We start from the raw sequence: 18,348 nt of genomic DNA on the forward strand, positions 1-18,348 counted from the left end.
TTTAAGGATATGAAAAAGCAAAAATCACAATACGAAATCTTTAGAGAAAAAATCAAAATCATCCTTTATGGCACAGACACCATTTTAGGCAGAATGTTCGATTTAATTCTTTTAGGTTTAATTTTGCTGAGCGTTCTTTTAATAATGCTCGATACCGTTCAAGGAATCAACTCTAAATATCACGAACAACTATTAATTTGCGAATGGATAATCACTATATTTTTCACCATTGAATATATTTTGAGAATAATTTCCATTCAAAAACCAATAAAATACATTTTCAGCTTCTACGGAATCATCGATTTGCTCGCCGTTTTGCCCATGTATTTGTCTATATTTTTTCCTGGTGCAAGTATTTTATCAATCGTAAGAGCGTTACGTTTTCTTCGATTGTTCAAAATTTTGCATATTCCGCAAATCAATCATCAATCTTTACAGTTAAAAGAAGCCATTGATGCAAGTAAAGAAAAAATTCTAGTTTTTATTTATTTCGTTTTAATCAGCACCATAATTATTGGTTCTGTAATGTATTTAGTCGAAGGAAAAGAATCAGGATTTACAAGTATCCCGATGGGAATTTATTGGACAATTGTTACCCTGACAACAGTTGGCTATGGCGACATTTCTCCGCAAACTCCTTCAGGACAATTCATTGCAGCATTTGTAATGATTTTAGGTTACGGAATAATCGCGGTTCCAACAGGAATTGTAACTGCCGAATTTGCAAAAAGCAGTCTAAAAAACAACGCAGTAAATAGTAAAAAAACATGCAGAAAATGTCAATCTCAAGTCCATTTTGACAACGCCAAATATTGTTATCAATGCGGAACAGAATTGCCAAATAATTAAAATAAGAAGCTAATCCAGCTGTACATTGCAACTCCTCCTTATCTTTGTTGTTTTTTAAAGTCATAAAAGGAGCTTCCGTTGGTCGCTCTTTTATTCCAAAAAAAACAAACAAATATAAGTCCGGGGTTTCCATTTCCATCTGGGCTAAAAAATATGAAATACCTAATAACAATCGTCGGACCAACAGCTATCGGGAAAACAGCCCTGAGCATCGCTTTGGCACAACATTTTAAATGCGAAATAATTTCTTGCGACAGCCGTCAATTTTTTAAAGAAATGACGATTGGAACAGCTGTTCCTAGTCAAGAAGAATTAAACGCTGCGAAACATCATTTCATTCAAAACAAATCGATTTTTGAAAATTATACCGTTGGCGATTACGAAAAAGAAGCGCTTTTAAAACTAGAAGAATTACACCAAACCAATGATTTTGCCATTCTAATTGGCGGATCAGGCCTATATGTCGATGCGATTTTAAAAGGTTTTGACGAATTTCCAGAAATAGATCCAGAAGTTCGCGCCGAAGTAAATTCAAACTACGAAAAATTTGGAATCGAATATCTTCAAGAACAATTAAAAAATTTGGATCCCGATTATTATCAAAAAATAACAATCGAAAATCCTCAGACTTTACAAAATCCACAGCGAATGATGCGTTTTGTAGAAGTTTGCATTGGTTCAAAGAAGCCATATTCTTCCTTTTTAAATTTGAAGAAAAACAACCGAAACTTCACTCCTATCTTAATTGGTTTAGATGCCGACAGAGAAGTAATTTACAGCAGAATCAACCAGCGTGTCGACATCATGATGAATGAAGGGTTGCTTAAAGAAGCCGAAATACTTTATCCTAACAAAGAGTTAAATGCTTTACAAACGGTCGGTTATAGAGAATTATTTAGTTATTTTGACGGAGAATTCACTTTGCCATTCGCAATTGAAGAAATTAAAAAGAACACTCGAAGATTTTCTAAAAGACAATTAACGTGGTTCAAACGAAATGAAAACACCAAATGGTTCGATTATTCATTAGATAGAAAACAAATCATAAAATATATTGAAGAACAAGTAAAGTAGTCTATCTTCTTGTTTCTTTTCTCTAAAAAATAAAATTCAGAAATGCCAATATCACCAAATTTCACATCAGTTTTAAGTAAAGACTGGGAAATTAATTTTACACAATGCACGCCAAACGGCTACTTAAAATATACCGATTTATGCAATCTTTTACAGCTGACAGCCGCAGCACATTCTGAAGTTGGCGGAATCAGTTTTACAGATATGCAAGAATTTGATCAAGCGTGGGTTTTAAGCCGTATGCGTGTAGAAATAACTGCTTTACCAAAATGGCAAGATGTTGTGACTGTAAAAACATGGATTAACAGTCTTGAAAATTCACGTTCGGTTCGTGCGCTTGAAATGTATGTAAACGGGAAAAAGATTGTTGGGAGCGAAACGTATTGGGCAGTTTTCAATACTAAAGCACGCCGTCCAGAAGCTTTGGCTTTACCTTTCGAACATTTTGAATTATTCCCAGACAATAGAGCAACTATAGAAGGTTTTTCTAGAATAAACATCAATCCTGAAAAAGAATCTGTTTTCGAAAAAACGGTTTATTTATCTGATTTAGATATTGTAAATCATGCCAATAACGTTAAATATTTAGAATGGTGTTTAGATCATGTTGACGCAAAAAAAATTCTAAAACAAGAAGTTAAAAGCTTCGAAATGAATTTCCTAAAAGAACTTTCTCTAAATGATCAGGTTATAATTCACGAAAATGATAACGAAGACCATTCAGCAACAACTTTCAGTATTACAAAAGGAGATAAAAATTGCTTTGCATTAGAATTGCATTGGAAATAAATTTTTAGCCACGAATTACACAAATTTTCGCTAATTTTTAAAAATTTGAAATTGCTAATATTAGAGTTTCTGTGTGATAAAAATCTCCGAAATCCTTTTAATCTGTGCAAAAAAGAATTCGTGCAAATTCGCGTAATTCGTGGCAAACAGAAAATAAAAAAACGATGCAATTCCAATAGAACTGCATCGTTTTTTGTTAAAATCATTTCGATTTCTTTTTAGAATTTTTCTTCTTTTCTTTAGGCTTCTTTTTTTCCAACAAAGCAACTTTATCTTTAATTCGTTTTTCAACTTCACTAATTCCAGAATCATAATCGTGTTGAATCGAATATAATTTTGCCTGTTTAATTTCTTTTAAAGCTTCTTTAAATTTATGTTGCACTTCTAAAAGAATTGCTTTCTTCACAAAAATCATCGCTTTACTAATCCCTTTAATAGTCAAAGCAAAATCAATTAATTTTTGTGCTTCCTCGTAATCTTCATTTAAAATCAAAGTCTGCAAATAATACGGATAAACTTCAAGAGCATGAATATTTATTGCTAAAGCTTCTTGAAAATATATTTTTGCTTCTTCATAGTTCAATAATTGCTCCGCCTGAATTCTTCCGTACAAACACAAAATCATTGTATTTTTTGAATCATATGAAAAAGCATAATCTAAAGATTCTATTGTTTCTTCAAGTGAATATGGATAACTATCCAAAGCTTGAAAAAGGTATTTATCAATTGTTTTCATTTCGTAAATCGTTTTTTAGTTTCTGACGAGTTCCTTTATAACTTTTCTCTGCTTTATTCTTTTTAAAATCACTTCCAGAAAAAACTCTCACAGGATTTCCACGCTGTACATTTAGCTGATTTTCCCATTGTTTCCCTACATGATTTTTAAGCTGAAGCAATTTCTCGTCTTCTAGTTTTTTAATTAATCTTTCTGTTGCCAGTTTTTTGTTTTGATGTTGCGATCGGCTGTCCATTGAAACTACTGCAATTCCTGTTGGAATATGAGTTGCCCGAATCGCCGAACTCACTTTATTCACATGTTGCCCTCCTGCTCCGGAGCTTCGCATAGCCTGATACTGAATATCATTTTCAGAAAATGAACTATTTTTTTCTTGTTCAATTTCAAAAATGCCAATAAACCAGTTTTTGCGTTTGTGCATTTTCCTAAATTGACTTTGACCAATCCATTGAACTGTTCCAATCCAAGAATTCACAAACTGATCTGCGTTTTCACCTTTTACAGCAATCGAAGCCGTTTCAACAGTTCCGTTTTCAGTCCCTGCTTCTCTTTGCAGTAATACTGTTTCCAGTCGATGTTCTTGTGCTTCTTCGAGAACTTTTTTAAGCACTTGGGCCACAACCCAAGTGCATTCTGCAGGTCCGCGCCCCGCTGTTATCTGAATTATTCTTTCCATTTCTTTAATATTTTGAGCAGCTTCTCTCTGTTTTTCGCTGCTTTTACAAATTGTGGGAGTCTCGAAATCATAGTTCCATTACCACTTCCTTCATTGTTTCTTTCTCTCAAATCTGCTTTAATGTATCTTTCTAAATAATCAATATGATCCAGATTATAAGCCCAAAAAAGATTTCCGCTAACCTCTTTTTGAAACCACAACGGCAAATCATACCACATTTCTTTTACTAAACCATTGTCAACTTTCGATTCTTCTTTAACTCGATATGTTTTAGCTTTCCATTCCTCCTGAAAATCACAATGAGGACATTTAGTTTTATACGTTTCAGGTTTCTCTTTTAATGGTTGCGACTCATACTCAAATTTTTCGAAACAATTATTGCAGTATTCTTTTATGTAAACTATGTACTGATAAACAGGTTCTTTAATCTTATGAAAGCATGTTTTGCATTCAAAAACCATACTGTGGCATCTTCCGCATTCACATTTTTCCTTTAATTCTTCTTTTACAGTCGCTTTCGATTCGCACTTTGGACATTTAACCAAAATCTCATTATAAAAGCTCCCCAGCCATTTATTTTCGTCTTGAAATCTTTCCATAATCTTTAATTTTTAGCGATCCATTCTAACAATTTTAGGCGTAAATGTTCCTAAAACTTCTACTAAATCGGTTTGGTTTGCCATTACTTTTTCAATGTCTTTGTAAGCCATAGGAGCTTCGTCAATATTACCGCCAATTAAAGTCACATCATGTTTCTTCAATTCTTTCTTAATCTGACTTTGCGTAAAACTGCTTTTGCATTTTGCTCTTGAAAATAGACGTCCTGCACCGTGTGAAGCGGAGTTCAAACTTTCTGAATTTCCTTTACCTTTCACAATAAAACCTGGCGCAGTCATCGAACCTGGAATAATTCCCAACTGACCTTCGCCAGCCGGCGTTGCACCTTTTCTATGCACAATGCATTCTTGATCGTTTACCATTTCTTTCCAAGCAAAATTGTGATGATTTTCAATTGTTACCACTACTCTTTTCCCAATCGCTTTGGCAATTCTTCTATGAATATCATCGTGACATGCTTTTGCATATTCTCCTGCTAGATTCATAGCCAGCCAATATTCCTGACCGTCGTGCGTATTCAAATCCAACCAAGCTAAATGCTGTACATTTTTCGGTAACGGACATTGTTTTGTTGCCAAATACGTGTAATGCTTCGCAATGTTAGCTCCTAATCCGCGAGAACCGCTGTGCGACAAAACAGCAAAATATTCTCCTTTTTCCAATTTCCATTCGTTTTCTGGATTATCAATTTTTGCGATTCCAAATTCTACGAAATGATTTCCTCCGCCCGAACTTCCCAATTGCTTATACGCTTTCGGTAAAAGATTCTTTAACAATGGGATATCTTGAAATTCGCTTTTATGAAAAACTTCATGATCTACTCTAGACGATTGTACTTCGTTCATTCCGAATTTGGTATGATCTCTCAAAATTGCTTCTAATTGATGTTCTCTTCCTTTGAAATGAGAAGCTGGCAAATCAAAAATTGAAAGGCTCATTCGGCATCCAATATCAACTCCAACTCCATATGGAATTACAGCATTATCAGTAGCCAATACACCGCCAATTGGCAATCCGTATCCAGAATGCGCATCTGGCATTAAAGCTCCAGCAACTGAAATAGGCAGTTTTAAAGAATCATACAATTGAAATTTCGCCTGCTGATCGATTTCATTTTCACCAAAAATGGTAAATGGCGCTCTCGTTGTCTTAAGCTGATGCATTCTTACATGAACCGGATTTATTAAACCTTCAGCCACTTTCCCCCACGTTCCGTTTCCTTCATACTTTTCAGGATTTAAAAGCACATCTTTTGCTTCTGTTAGAATAGATTCCTTTTTTTCTCTTTTTCTATATCTGTTTATCTGCCCTAAGGCGATGTTTATTGAATTGTTCTTTGGAAAACCCAATTTAATCAGGTCTTTTCCAGATAATTTATTTCCCATGATTTTCTATCATTTCATCTGCATATTGCTGATACAATGCATGCAAACTTTTATTTTTAATTGGACTTATCTCTTTTGGATTTTCATTTTCATAGTAACTCCATTTATGAGATCTGCCGTGTATTAATCTATTTATTTTATTTCTCAGATTATGATTAACAATATAATTGTCAATAAGTTGAATTTGACTTTCTAAATCTGAATCGACCATTTTGGTGTGTGTTATCATATAAGGGCTAACACGAAGCACATAACGCCAAGGCTCGTTAAATACATAATGAATTTTGTATCGTTTGCAATTGCTGCACCAACGTTCCCTTTTATAAAAATGTGCTTTTTCTTTTTCGGTCAATTCAAGTTTTGAACTTTTCCATTCCCATTCTGAAAACTCTTTTACAGTTTGGAGTTTTTCAACATACAAATGTTTTCTTTTTCTCTTTTTTCTTTTCTTGAAGGATTTTTCAGGAGAAAACTGCCATGTGTTTATTTTTTCCAATAACTCTATGTAAAATGAGGCCTCGCTTGATCTTGCAACATCATCTCTTAATTTGAAATTGCGTTGCCAGCCTTTTTGATAAGGAATTTCTAAAGGAACTAATGGTAAGTCTCTGCGCTTTTTCCAAAGCTCAACTTCAAGCTCTCTTAACTGAATTAATTGTTTTTCAAAATCTTCTTTTACTAATCTTTTCTTTCTTCTTTTACTTTTAAAACGAGTACATAAAGCATACTCGTCTACCGTATAATTTTCCATAAAAAAATTATCGTGCATTAAATTAACAGCCAAAAAGGCTAAAACCATTTATCCTGACGGATAAATTCTAAAAATCGATTTTCGGGAAAATTTTGAAGAGTCTAGAATAAAAAAAAAGCCCGAAACTTATTGTCTTCGGGCTTTTTTTATATATCTAAAAATATATTTCTAAGATTGAAATAAGCCACGAAGAATTGCTTCACCAAATCCGTTTGGTGTAAAGCTCTGAGATGTCGATGTAAGTACAAACACTATTTCTTCGTTTTAAAGGGTTATTAATTTTTTCGTTTGCAAATATTCATAATACTTTTTCGATTTTCCAAATTATTTTAAAGAAAATTCATCAAAATAATTTATCACACTATTTTGAAAGAGTTAAAAAGTAACAGTAAAAAACTGAAAACAAGTCGATTAATTTAAAAATAATCTTGAAAAAATAAATCAAAAAATTTTTAGTTTATTGCATAAAAAAAGCCCTGATTTCTCAGAGCTTCTATATTTTTTGCTGAATTAATTATTCAGAAACTTTGCTTTTTATCACTAATCTGAAACCTTCACCGTGAATGTTTAAGATTTCAACATCTTCATCTGCTTTTAGATATTTTCTCAATTTAGCGATGTAAACGTCCATACTTCTTGATGTAAAGTAGTTGTCATCTCTCCAGATTTTTGTTAAAGCTAATTCTCTTGGCATTAAATCATTTTCATGAAGAATAAGCATTTTCAACAATTCGTTTTCTTTTGGAGACAATTTGATTGGCTCTTCATCTTGAAAAGTCAAGAATCTTAATTTTGAATTTAAATGGAATTTACCAATATTGAATTCAAACTGTACTTGCTCTGCTTTTGTATCTGCTGATTTTCTCTGAATGATTGCTTTAATTTTCATTAAAAGAACTTCAGAATCAAAAGGTTTATTTAAATAGTCATCAGCACCAGCTTTGTAACCTTTTAACACATCCTCTTTCATAGATTTTGCTGTTAAAAAGATAATTGGCACCTCACTGTTCTTCTCTCTAATTTCTTTGGCTAAAGTATAACCATCTTTATAAGGCATCATTACGTCAAGAATACACAAATCATATACATCTTTCTTGAATTTCTCGAAACCTTCCATACCGTTTTTAGCTAAAGTAACTTCAAAGTCATTTAACATTAAATAATCTTTAAGAACCGCCCCAAAATTTAGGTCATCTTCTACTAAAAGTATTCTTTTGTTAGTATTTTCCATATTTTAATTTATTAATGGTATTTTTATTATAAAGGTGCTACCCTTTCCTTTTTCACTTTCTACATATACTTGACCATTGTGATCCTCTACTATTCTTTTTACGTAAGCAAGTCCTAAACCATGTCCTTTCACATTATGAAGATCCCCTGTGTGTTCTCTGTAAAATTTCTCAAACACTCGTTTTTGAGCTATCTTACTCATTCCCAAACCATGATCTCTCACTTTTATCAAAATCATATCTTTAATGTTTTCAGTAAAGATTTCGATCTCTGGTTCGTCAGGAGAATATTTAATGGCATTTTCCAAAATATTAACCAGTACGTTTGTAAAGTGAACTTCGTTGATCAAACAAGTCGTTCTTGCCGCGTTATAATGCTTAACTACAGTACCTTTTCTGTCTTCTAAGATCAGGTTCACATGTTCTATAGCATCATCAATTATATCTGTAACTACAGTTGGCTCTTTGGTTATATCAAGTTCTCTTTTTTCTAATTTTGAAATACGAAGAACGTTCTCAACCTGAGCGTGCATTCTTTTGTTTTCATCTCGAATCATTTGAAGATAACGATAAACCTTTTCTTTATCTTCAATAACTTTCGGACTTCTAATAGCATCTAATGCTAGGTTTATAGTTGCAATTGGAGTTTTAAACTCATGCGTCATATTATTAATAAAATCTGTCTTGATTTCAGAAATATGCTTCTGACGCAATAATTGATTTAACGCACTTGTGTATGCAACTATTATAATTAATGTAAAAACTATTGATAAAATAGTAATACTTAATAATTCAGATAATAAGAATTTCTTTTTGTGCGGGAAAGTAACTGATAATTCGTACCTGCTATTCCCTTCATTATCTGTATAAATTGGAATATTATAAGTGGATTCTTTATCAAAATGAAACCCATCCGATTTTATTTTCGTTGGATTACCGCTACTGTATATTCCGAATTCAAATTTGGTTTTTACACCGTATTCTTCAAGCTCCTTTTTTAATAATTTAAAAAGCTTATCTTTTGTTATTCTCCCTTCAATTGGGGTTAAAGAGGCAATATCTTTATATTGAATTTGTTGCTGAACTTTATTTAAAATATCTAAACTTCCTGATTTTTCACTTCTAAGATCAGGAATAATACTCTGTCCTAAACTATTATTGTCAATTCCGGCGTTGTTATTATAAACTTCAGTTACTCTTTTTGAGCTAAAATTTTTAAATCTCTCGCTACTGAATTTTTTGTTAAAAACAGAACCATTAATATCGTAATCTTCAGATGTTAATGTGTTTGAATAAACGATTGTTTTATTCGTTTTTGTGTTTCTCTGTACATAAAGTACTTCTAGTAAATCTTCTTTTTTAGGAATTTTACCCGTACTGTCTTTTATACGGTTGTATTTGTCGTAGAAACTGTACTCTTCTTGCTGTTCCAGTTTATCTGCAACATTTCCAATTACTTGAGTAACGTGGTATTTGAATTGTTCTTCATTGTTTTTGAACGAAGAATTGAACCAAAATACTTGTACCAGAATTATCCCTATCAAGGACAGACTCATCAGTAAAACAAGTATTCTAAAAAATAATTTATTCATCGAAACAAAATTAATATTTTAACAATATACTAAATAATACATTAACCAAATATTAACATTTAAGACTGTTTTTGTTTTATATTCAAAATTTTAAGGATTTTAACAACTTCTTCTTTGGCATTTTTAAGATTATTGTTATTAATCACGAAATTGCTCTTAGAAATTCGTTTTTCGTCATTCCACTGCATTTTCATTCTACTTAAAACTTGTTCTCGGGTAGTTTTATCTCTTTTTATAACTCGTTCAATCCTAACTTCTTCTGGAGCAGTAACAGTTATAATTACATCACAATCTTTATATCTCCCGCTTTCAAACAAAATAGCGGCTTCATACATTACATAATCATAATTTTTGTGCTCTTTTACCCATTCTTCAAAATCTAATTTTACTGCAGGATGCACAATTGCATTCAATTTTGCTAACTGTTCTTTATCGTTAAAAACAACTTGCGCTAATTTCGCACGATTTAAAACTTCATCATCAAAAATATTGCCACCAAAAGCAGATTTTACTTCTTCAAGAATATTTTTTGACTGCATTACTCTTTTAGCACCGTCATCAGCAATATAAACAGGAACGCCCATTTCTTGAAAATAGTTTGCAACAGTCGTTTTTCCGCTGCCTATTCCTCCTGTAAGACCAATAACTTTTGTCATTCTTATAATTTAAAAAACATACGTGGAAAAGCTTCTTGTGGTTTTTTCTTTAATAAAATCACTTTAATATATGATTTCAAAAATCCTGTTCCATAACCATAAAACTGTTTCCACACAGCTATTACAGATAGATATCCAATTTTTATACTTTTGTTTTGAATACTAGCTGTAAGAAAAATTATAACGAAATATACGAAATATAATTGTAATAAAATATCGATATTGAAAATTAACAATAAAAAAGCTAATAATAATCCAAGTATAAACAAAGTCGGAAAGAAAAAAGTTAACTTATTATGTTCTGGATACCAACTATTTAAAATTGGTCGAGCAATCCCAAATTTGTTTACTTGAATAGAGAATTTTTCCCAATCAATTCTTCTTTTGTGGTATACATAAGCCTCTTTAAAAAGTCTTGTTTCGAAACCTAAATTCCATAAACGGATCGATAAATCTGGATCTTCCCCTGGGTGAATATTCCCAAAACCTTTTGAAGCTTCAAAAGCTTTTTTAGAAATTCCCATATTGAAACTACGTGGCTGGAACTTGTTTATCTTCTCCGAACCACCTCTAATTCCTCCAGTCGTCAAGAAAGAAGTCATTGCAAAATTAATTGCTTTCTGAATATTCGAAAAGCTATCTAATGCCTTATCTGGACCACCAAAACAATCAACATACTGTTCGTCTAATTCTTTACGAACTTCTGTTAAATATTGCGACGGAATAATACAATCTGAATCAAAAATGATAAAATAATCACCTCTTGCTCTCTGCATTCCGAAATTTCTAGAATCTCCAGGACCTGAATTTTCTTTAAAATAATATGAAATATTTAATTTTCCTTGATAATTCATCACCACATCTCGACATGGAATAGAAGATCCATCTTCGACAAGAACAATTTCAAAAGCTTCATTATAATCAGATTTTGAGAGACTTTCCAAAAGCTCATCAACTTCATCTGGACGATTATACACGGGTATAATTAAAGAAAAAATCATAGCAGAATATGCGTTATTAAAGGGTGTATTTTTATTGTTTTAAAATTTTAACAAAGATATGTTATATTAACAAAAAAACCATCAACTTTTAGCTGATGGTTTTTCGTTTTACGTAGTAAAAATATATTATTTGATGCTTTCTATATTAACAACTTCGTTAGTATCTGCGTTGTAATCAACACCAGGAACTTCGAATCCGAATAAATTTAAGAAATCACTTCTATAACCTGCTAAATCACCAATTCCTGGCAATGTTTCAGTTGTAGCTTCCAACCAAAGTTTCGCTACTTTTTCTTGAACATCTTCACGCATTTCCCAGTCATCAATTCTGATTCTTCCTTTTTCATCAACAGGAACTTCAGAACCATTGTACAATCTGTCTTGGAATAAACGCTGAATTTGCTCAATACAACCCTCGTGAATTCCTTCTTCTTTCATGATTTTGTATAAAAGAGAAATATACAACGGAATTACCGGAATTGCAGAACTTGCTTGAGTTACTAAAGCTTTATTTACAGAAACATATGCTTTACCTCCAAGAGATTGCAAAGTATCTGTAATAGTAAATGCCGTAGCTTCCAAGTGATCTTTTGCACGACCGATAGTTCCTTTTCTGTAAACTGCTTCAGTTAATGCTGGCCCAATATAAGAGTAAGCAACTGTTACAGCTCCTTCAGCTAATAAGTTTTCAGCTTTTAAAGCGTCAATCCACATTGCCCAGTCTTCACCTCCCATTACTGCTACAGTATTTTCAATATCTTCCTCATTTGCAGGAGCAATAGAAACATCTGAAACTTTTCCTGTATGGAAATCAACTGTTTTGTTTGTAAACGTTTGTCCAATTGGTTTTAAAACTGAACGGTGCGTAACACCTGTATTTGGATTAGTACGCACTGGAGATGCTAAACTGTAAATTACAAGATCTACTTGTCCTAAATCTGCTTTAATTAAATCTAGAGTTTCTCTTTTGATTTCATTTGAGAACGCATCACCGTTGATACTTTTTGCATATAAACCTGCTTTATGAGCTTCTTTTTCGAATGCTGCAGAATTATACCATCCTGGAGAAGCTGTTTTTCCTTCAACTGGTGGTTTTTCAAAAAACACTCCAATTGTTGATGCACCAGAACCAAAAGCACTAGTAATTCTTGAAGCTAATCCGAAACCTGTAGAAGCACCAATTACTAAAACTTTTTTAGCACCAGCGATTTCTCCTTTAGATTTTACGTATTCGATTTGATTTTTTACATTTTGCTCAGCTCCCGTTGGATGGGCAGTCAAACAAATAAATCCTCTCATTCTAGGTTCTATAATCATCTTGCAATTATTTTTTTTGTATTATTTCAATTTCAGTTTTAATTTTTCAAAAATAGACATTTTATCCTTAACCCTTTTCATATTGGCCTTCATATTGTCAATAAAATTTGGGTTTAATGCATTTTTCGTAGCCTCTTTATAATAGTTATAAGCTGCTGTATAGTCGTTTTCGTATTCGGCCATTCTTCCTAATTCACTGTTATAAGAAGAGTTATCTGCATTTTCTAAATTTGCTATTGTAAATTTAATATGCTCTTTTGCTTCGGTGTAACGACCAATATCAATAAGCAAATAAGTATAGTTTAAGTATGGAGCAGCATATTTAGGATCAAATTTCATCGCCAATTTATAGTGATAAATCCCTCTTTCGTAATCGCTCAGCTTGTTATAATAAATCCAACCCAAATGATTGTGTGCTTTACCGAAATCAGGATACTGGGATAAGATTTCTTCCAGTAATTCTTTTGCATCTGCCGAATTTCCTTCAGAAATTAACGAATCTGCTTTTATAAACTGATTTTCGTAAAAACTCAAACTCTCCATTTCTATATTTTAATTCAATAATTCTTTTGCGTGATTTAAAGCCGAATCAGAAATATTGGCTCCCGATAACATTTGAGCTATTTCTATGATTCGATCTTCTTGTGATAAAAGCTTCAATTCTGACAGCGTATCATTGCCAACAGTAGCTTTAGAAACTTTAAAATGAGAATCTCCTTTTGCAGCAATCTGTGGTAAATGTGTGATAGCGAAAATCTGCATTGTGTTGCTCATTTCCTTCATAATTTCTCCCATTCTAATGGCGATTTCACCAGAAACTCCAGTATCAATTTCGTCAAAAATTAAAGTTGGCAATTTTGAATATTTAGCTAAAATTGCTTTCACAGCCAACATAATACGAGACATTTCTCCTCCTGAAGCTACTTTTTTCAGCAAACCAAAATCGGTTCCTTTATTTGCAGAAAACAAGAATTGCAATTCGTCTTTTCCATTTTGGAAATACGTTTCAGAAGACTGCAATTCCATGTTGAAACGAGCATTCGGCATTCCTAATGTTTCTAAAATTGAAACCAATTGCGCCGATAAACTCGGGATAGCATTCACCCTATTTTCATGTATTTTAGAAGCGTAATTATCTAATTCTGTAGCTTTTTCTTCGATAATTTTAGACAACGAAGCAATTTCTTCATCCATATTATCCAACTCTAAAAGAGAGTTTCCTAAATCTGATTGAATTTGAAGCAATTCATCTACAGAACTTACTTGATGTTTTTTCTGTAAATTATAAATCGTCTGCAATTTTTGATTGATCAACTCTAATTGCACAGGATCATTCAATAATTTTTCTGAGCTGCTTTCCAATTCTTTAGAAACATCATCAAACTCAATAGACAGACTTGTTATTCTTTCAAATAAATTTTGATATTCTACAGAAAAAGGAGCTACTTTTTGCAATGCATTTTTGATTTCATTTAAACTATGAAAAACACCAAATTGCTCTTCATTTGCAATTGCTAAAGATTTATCTAGAGATTCTTTAATAATCTCCACATTATTCAACTTTTCGTAATCTGCTTCTAATTCTTCTTGCTCACCAGATTTTAATTGAGCAGCCACCAATTCATTCAATAAAAACGTGTGATATTCTTGCTCTTTTCCTGCATCACTTTGTTTTTTAAGCAAAGCATTCAATTTCGATTTATCTGATTTGTAAGACTTAAGCAGTTTTTGATATTCCGCAATTACTTCATTATTGTTAGCAATGGCATCAATAATTTTAAACTGAACGTTTTCATCTGATAATTCCTGAGTTTGCTGCTGAGAATGTATATCTATCAAATACAAACTCAAATCCTGCAATTCTTGAAGATTTACCGGACTATCATTTATAAAAGCACGAGATTTACCAGAAGGCAAAATTTCTCTTCTAATGATGGTTTCATTTTCATAATCCAAATCATTAGCTTCGAAAAATTCTTTTAAGTTGTATTTTCCAATTTCGAATTGTGCTTCAATAACACATTTCTCTTCTTTATTTTTTAACGAAGTAAGATCTGCCCTTTTTCCTAAAACAAGCCCAATAGCTCCTAAAATAATTGACTTTCCTGCACCTGTCTCTCCCGTAATTATAGAAAAACCTTTAGAGAAATCTATGGCCAGTTTTTCGATAAGAGCATAATTTTTAATTGACAGCGATGTAATCATAGGGCAATTTTGTAAAAATAAAAGTTAAAAGTTAGCGAAGATAAAAATGAAAAACGAGATTAGTATTTAATCTGTGACCATTTTGTAGAATTTAACGGCGAAACTTTATTTAAAACATCGGTTAAATCTGTAATCGTGATACTTGGCCCTCCTGAGAAAATAGAAACAATTTCATCTGATTTTGCATCAAAGAAAACTCGAGTTATAAAGGCATTTGGCTTAACAGAATTTAATTTACCAATAAGCATTAATGCATTTTTAATTTTTTCTTTAGATGCTTTTATATCTAATGTCATGGCATCCAATCCTGTGTGATAAGCATAACTTGTTTGACGCAAATCACTATATGTTGGCGCAATCATATCATTAATTAAATAATAGCGGTTTTGAAGTCCGTCAGATTGATTCCAACCTTTAAATCCTCCTTGCTGTGCGACGTTGGCAATATTCTGTGCGGTTTGAAGATACGGATTTCCTGCTCCCATTTGAAAGGTATCAGCATCCATTCCTAAAATCACATAGCAATAGAAAGATATAACAGAAACCAAGTTTGACTCGTAAGTACTCGGATTAAACAATAATGGCTCGTATTCTGTATATCTGAAATTGAAATCTTTATCGTTGTAATTTAAAACTGGAGAAGAATACGTAGAATTAAAAATCAATCTCGAAGACTGAACTTGAATTGTTCCCGTAAATTGATCTGAACTGTTAGAAGACAAAGTAATATACATCGAACAGTTTATTCTCTCGTTTTGTTTTAAAACCGATCCCGTCCAATCTGTTTTATTGACAAATTCTGCTAGAGAAGTTTGAAGTGTTTTAAAAACCTGATTGTTTGGATTTGTTAGACGTTCTGTATTAATAGTTACTGTACAATTTAGCTGTTGAGCTTGTACAAAACCAAAGCTTAAAAACACTAATAGCGTAACTATCTTATTCATAATCGTCTAAATATTTAATTTTACAAACATAAATTGCTTCCAAATTATGCTTTCGGCGTATATTCTAAATTTATGATTTTGAAAAATGCAGAATAACTTTATTCAAAATATCAGCCGCAACAGATTCTTTTGATTTTAATTCCATAGGTTTGATTTCAAAATTTTTATCAATAAACGTTACTTTATTGGTTTCTTTTTTAAAACCTGCACCTTTATCTTGTAAGGAATTTAAAACAATCAAATCTAAGTTTTTTTTCTGAATTTTCAACTTAGCATTTTCAATTTCATTTTCAGTTTCTAATGCAAATCCAATTAAAAACTGATTTTTTTTGATAGCTCCCAATGACGACAATATATCTTTTGTTTTCTCAAGCTCTATCGAAAATTCTTCTGTATTCTTTTTAATCTTTTGATCTGCAACAAATTTTGGCCTGTAATCTGCAACTGCCGCCGCCGCGATTGCCGCGTCAACTTCATTAAAATATAAATGACAAGCATCGTACATTTCTTGAGCCGAAATTACATCTACCACTTTTACCAAACTGTTTTTTGCTTTAAAATGAGTAGGCCCTGCAATTAAAAACACTTCTGCACCTAAGCTTGCCGCTTCATTAGCTATATCAAACCCCATTTTTCCTGACGAATGATTTCCAATAAAACGTACAGGGTCTATCGCTTCGTATGTCGGTCCTGCAGTAACTAGTATTTTTTTTCCTTTTAAAGGCAATTTACTTTCTAAATCAGCCTCTAGAAAAGCGACAATATTCTCAGGTTCAGCCATTCGGCCTTCGCCTGACAAACCACTTGCCAATTCTCCGCTTTCAGCAGGAATCATAATATTTCCGTACTGTTTTAATGCAGCAAAGCTCGATAAAGTTGAAGGATGCTTGTACATATCCAAGTCCATTGCAGGCGCAAAATAAACTGGACATTTTGCCGATAAATAGGTCGCAATTAAAAGATTATCGCAATTTCCCGTAGCCATTTTAGACAATGTATTTGCAGTAGCAGGCGCAACCAGCATAAAATCTGCCCAAAGAGCTAATTCTACGTGATTATTCCAAACTGCATCTTCATCATCTTGATTAAAGAAACTTGAATGTACTGGATTTTTAGATAAAGTAGATAATGTAAGCGGGGTTACAAAATCCTTAGAAGCAGGTGTCATGATCACTTGGACATGTGCACCTGCTTTTATAAAAAGTCGTACTAAAGTGGCTGTTTTATACGCTGCGATTCCACCAGAAACACCTAGTAAAATCTTTTTCCCGTTTAAAACTGACATTGTACTATTATTTGTTTGAACTTCTGTGGTAAGTTTTACCGTCTAACCATTCTTGAACAGCTAAAGCGTGTGGTTTTGGTAATTTTTCGTAAAATTTAGAAACTTCAATTTGTTCTTTATTTTCAAAAACTTCTTCTAGACTATCATTATAAGTAGCAAACTCTTCTAATTTTTCAGTCAATTCTTTTTTAATCTCTGAATTAATTTGATTTGCTCTTTTAGCCATAATGGTAATTGCCTCATACACATTTCCTGTTGGCTCTTCAATAACTGTCTTATTGTAAGTTATTGTGTTTACAGGAGCATTCGTCTTTTTTAAATCCATGACTTTCTTTTATTTAGTAAATTTTTGTAAATCTGTTTCAACTCTGGCATTCATTTCTTCTGCCTGTTTTTTATATTTTGTATCGTTTTTAAATTTGATCAAATTAGCATAAGCTGTTTGCGCAACATGCAAACGTTCTTCCATTTTTGAAGGAATACTGTTAATTGCTAACTTATATGCAGAATCATATTTATAAAACAATGCATCTTCTTTGAAAGGCGTTCCAGGAAAATCAGCGATAAAATTATCAAAAGCTATTAAAGCCGATTTATAATCTGAAATTGTATTATATCCTTTAGCATTTTCATATGCTTTTTTCTCCAATTTACCATTTAGCAATTGTACAGTCTCATTTGCCTGAGGAATGTATTCAGAATTTGGATAATTATCAATAAAAGTCTGTAACTTTTCTAATGCTTTTACAGTATCTGCTTGATCTAAGCTATAAACTGGCGACAATTTAGAATAACTATAGGCACCTAAAAAAGCAGCTTCTTGCACTTTTTCACTTCGTGGATAACCAGAAACAAACGCTTCAAACTGATAACCAGCTAAATAATATTGTTTTGTTTTATAATACGACTGCGAAAACATGTAAAATAGCTTTTCTGCTTGAGGTTTTCCTCTGTACGAAGTTGCTAATTGCTCAAAAAGACGAATCGCTTTTGTGTATTTACCAGCATCATACATTTTTGTTGCCATTTCAAATTTTGCTGCAACATCTTCATTTTTCAACGCTTTTTGATATTCTCCACAAGAATAAAAAAGAGTTACAACAATTAAAAGCAATACTATTTTTTTCATTTTCTTACTGTTATTACAATCTCTCAGACAATTATGCCAAAGTGAAATCGCACCGAAGTTTCGGTGGCAAATTTAGTTATTAATTTAGCTACTGCAAAATAATTTTTTAGTA

At 32.3% G+C, this 18,348-nt stretch carries 19 protein-coding genes; 3 read left to right on the plus strand and 16 right to left on the minus strand.

Annotation, left to right across the window (positions count from 1 at the left end; all coding sequences use genetic code 11):
* The first annotated feature begins 9 nt into the window (after positions 1-9).
* The 3 genes from ACE01P_RS05640 to ACE01P_RS05650 all read left to right on the plus strand — a co-directional run bounded on the left by ACE01P_RS05640 (position 10) and on the right by ACE01P_RS05650 (position 2,712).
* Positions 10-849, plus strand: coding sequence for an ion transporter (locus tag ACE01P_RS05640; protein ID WP_379695159.1), 840 nt, complete (start codon positions 10-12; stop codon positions 847-849).
* A gap of 153 nt (positions 850-1,002) precedes the next feature.
* On the plus strand, positions 1,003-1,923 hold the full coding sequence (gene miaA, locus ACE01P_RS05645; RefSeq protein WP_379695161.1) for a tRNA (adenosine(37)-N6)-dimethylallyltransferase MiaA: 921 nt from the start codon (positions 1,003-1,005) through the stop codon (positions 1,921-1,923).
* 42 nt (positions 1,924-1,965) lie between these two features.
* Complete coding sequence (locus ACE01P_RS05650) at positions 1,966-2,712, plus strand: acyl-[acyl-carrier-protein] thioesterase (protein WP_379695163.1); 747 nt, start codon at positions 1,966-1,968, stop codon at positions 2,710-2,712.
* A 202-nt stretch (positions 2,713-2,914) separates the two neighbouring features.
* Here ACE01P_RS05650 and ACE01P_RS05655 read toward each other — a convergent pair whose 3' ends face one another.
* From ACE01P_RS05655 to ACE01P_RS05730, 16 genes are all read right to left on the minus strand, one after another.
* Entirely contained in the window at positions 2,915-3,448 is a 534-nt protein-coding gene (locus ACE01P_RS05655; protein ID WP_379695165.1) for a hypothetical protein, read from the minus strand.
* Positions 3,435-4,124: a peptide chain release factor H gene (gene prfH, locus ACE01P_RS05660; protein ID WP_379695167.1), complete on the minus strand. Its 690-nt coding sequence runs from the start codon at positions 4,122-4,124 to the stop codon at positions 3,435-3,437. Before prfH ends, ACE01P_RS05655 begins: the two co-directional genes overlap by 14 nt.
* Entirely contained in the window at positions 4,112-4,723 is a 612-nt protein-coding gene (locus ACE01P_RS05665) for a hypothetical protein (RefSeq protein WP_379695169.1), read from the minus strand. The genes prfH and ACE01P_RS05665 overlap by 13 nt, the downstream gene beginning before the upstream one ends.
* Positions 4,724-4,735: 12 nt before the next feature.
* Positions 4,736-6,127, minus strand: a complete 1,392-nt coding sequence (locus ACE01P_RS05670; RefSeq protein ID WP_379695172.1) for an RtcB family protein — start codon at positions 6,125-6,127, stop codon at positions 4,736-4,738.
* Positions 6,117-6,878 carry a hypothetical protein gene (locus ACE01P_RS05675; RefSeq protein ID WP_379695175.1) on the minus strand — a complete coding sequence of 254 codons (762 nt, stop codon included), beginning with the start codon at positions 6,876-6,878 and terminating at the stop codon, positions 6,117-6,119. Before ACE01P_RS05675 ends, ACE01P_RS05670 begins: the two co-directional genes overlap by 11 nt.
* Positions 6,879-7,392: 514 nt before the next feature.
* Positions 7,393-8,109, minus strand: a complete 717-nt coding sequence (locus ACE01P_RS05680; RefSeq protein ID WP_095927693.1) for a response regulator transcription factor — start codon at positions 8,107-8,109, stop codon at positions 7,393-7,395.
* A 3-nt stretch (positions 8,110-8,112) separates the two neighbouring features.
* Positions 8,113-9,699, minus strand: a complete 1,587-nt coding sequence (locus ACE01P_RS05685; protein ID WP_379695177.1) for a sensor histidine kinase — start codon at positions 9,697-9,699, stop codon at positions 8,113-8,115.
* 59 nt (positions 9,700-9,758) lie between these two features.
* Positions 9,759-10,355 carry a dephospho-CoA kinase gene (gene coaE, locus ACE01P_RS05690; protein WP_379695179.1) on the minus strand — a complete coding sequence of 199 codons (597 nt, stop codon included), beginning with the start codon at positions 10,353-10,355 and terminating at the stop codon, positions 9,759-9,761.
* Between the two features lie 2 nt (positions 10,356-10,357).
* A complete protein-coding gene (locus ACE01P_RS05695) occupies positions 10,358-11,356 on the minus strand; it encodes a glycosyltransferase (protein WP_379695181.1) in 999 nt (332 codons plus the stop codon).
* 126 nt (positions 11,357-11,482) lie between these two features.
* Complete coding sequence (gene fabV, locus ACE01P_RS05700) at positions 11,483-12,673, minus strand: enoyl-ACP reductase FabV (RefSeq protein WP_379695183.1); 1,191 nt, start codon at positions 12,671-12,673, stop codon at positions 11,483-11,485.
* A gap of 21 nt (positions 12,674-12,694) precedes the next feature.
* Positions 12,695-13,216 carry a tetratricopeptide repeat protein gene (locus ACE01P_RS05705; protein ID WP_379695185.1) on the minus strand — a complete coding sequence of 174 codons (522 nt, stop codon included), beginning with the start codon at positions 13,214-13,216 and terminating at the stop codon, positions 12,695-12,697.
* Positions 13,217-13,225: 9 nt separating this feature from the next.
* A complete protein-coding gene (gene recN, locus ACE01P_RS05710; protein ID WP_379695187.1) occupies positions 13,226-14,878 on the minus strand; it encodes a DNA repair protein RecN in 1,653 nt (550 codons plus the stop codon).
* A gap of 59 nt (positions 14,879-14,937) precedes the next feature.
* On the minus strand, positions 14,938-15,822 hold the full coding sequence (locus tag ACE01P_RS05715) for a DUF4835 family protein (RefSeq protein WP_379695189.1): 885 nt from the start codon (positions 15,820-15,822) through the stop codon (positions 14,938-14,940).
* A gap of 70 nt (positions 15,823-15,892) precedes the next feature.
* On the minus strand, positions 15,893-17,107 hold the full coding sequence (gene coaBC, locus ACE01P_RS05720; protein WP_379695191.1) for a bifunctional phosphopantothenoylcysteine decarboxylase/phosphopantothenate--cysteine ligase CoaBC: 1,215 nt from the start codon (positions 17,105-17,107) through the stop codon (positions 15,893-15,895).
* A 7-nt stretch (positions 17,108-17,114) separates the two neighbouring features.
* A complete protein-coding gene (locus tag ACE01P_RS05725) occupies positions 17,115-17,432 on the minus strand; it encodes a DNA-directed RNA polymerase subunit omega (protein ID WP_008463064.1) in 318 nt (105 codons plus the stop codon).
* Between the two features lie 9 nt (positions 17,433-17,441).
* Positions 17,442-18,236 (minus strand): outer membrane protein assembly factor BamD, encoded by a 795-nt coding sequence (locus ACE01P_RS05730; protein WP_379695193.1) that lies wholly within the window; start codon positions 18,234-18,236, stop codon positions 17,442-17,444.
* Positions 18,237-18,348: the final 112 nt, after the last annotated feature.

This window comes from Flavobacterium sp. HJSW_4 (genome assembly GCF_042436695.1).
Classification (GTDB): domain Bacteria; phylum Bacteroidota; class Bacteroidia; order Flavobacteriales; family Flavobacteriaceae; genus Flavobacterium.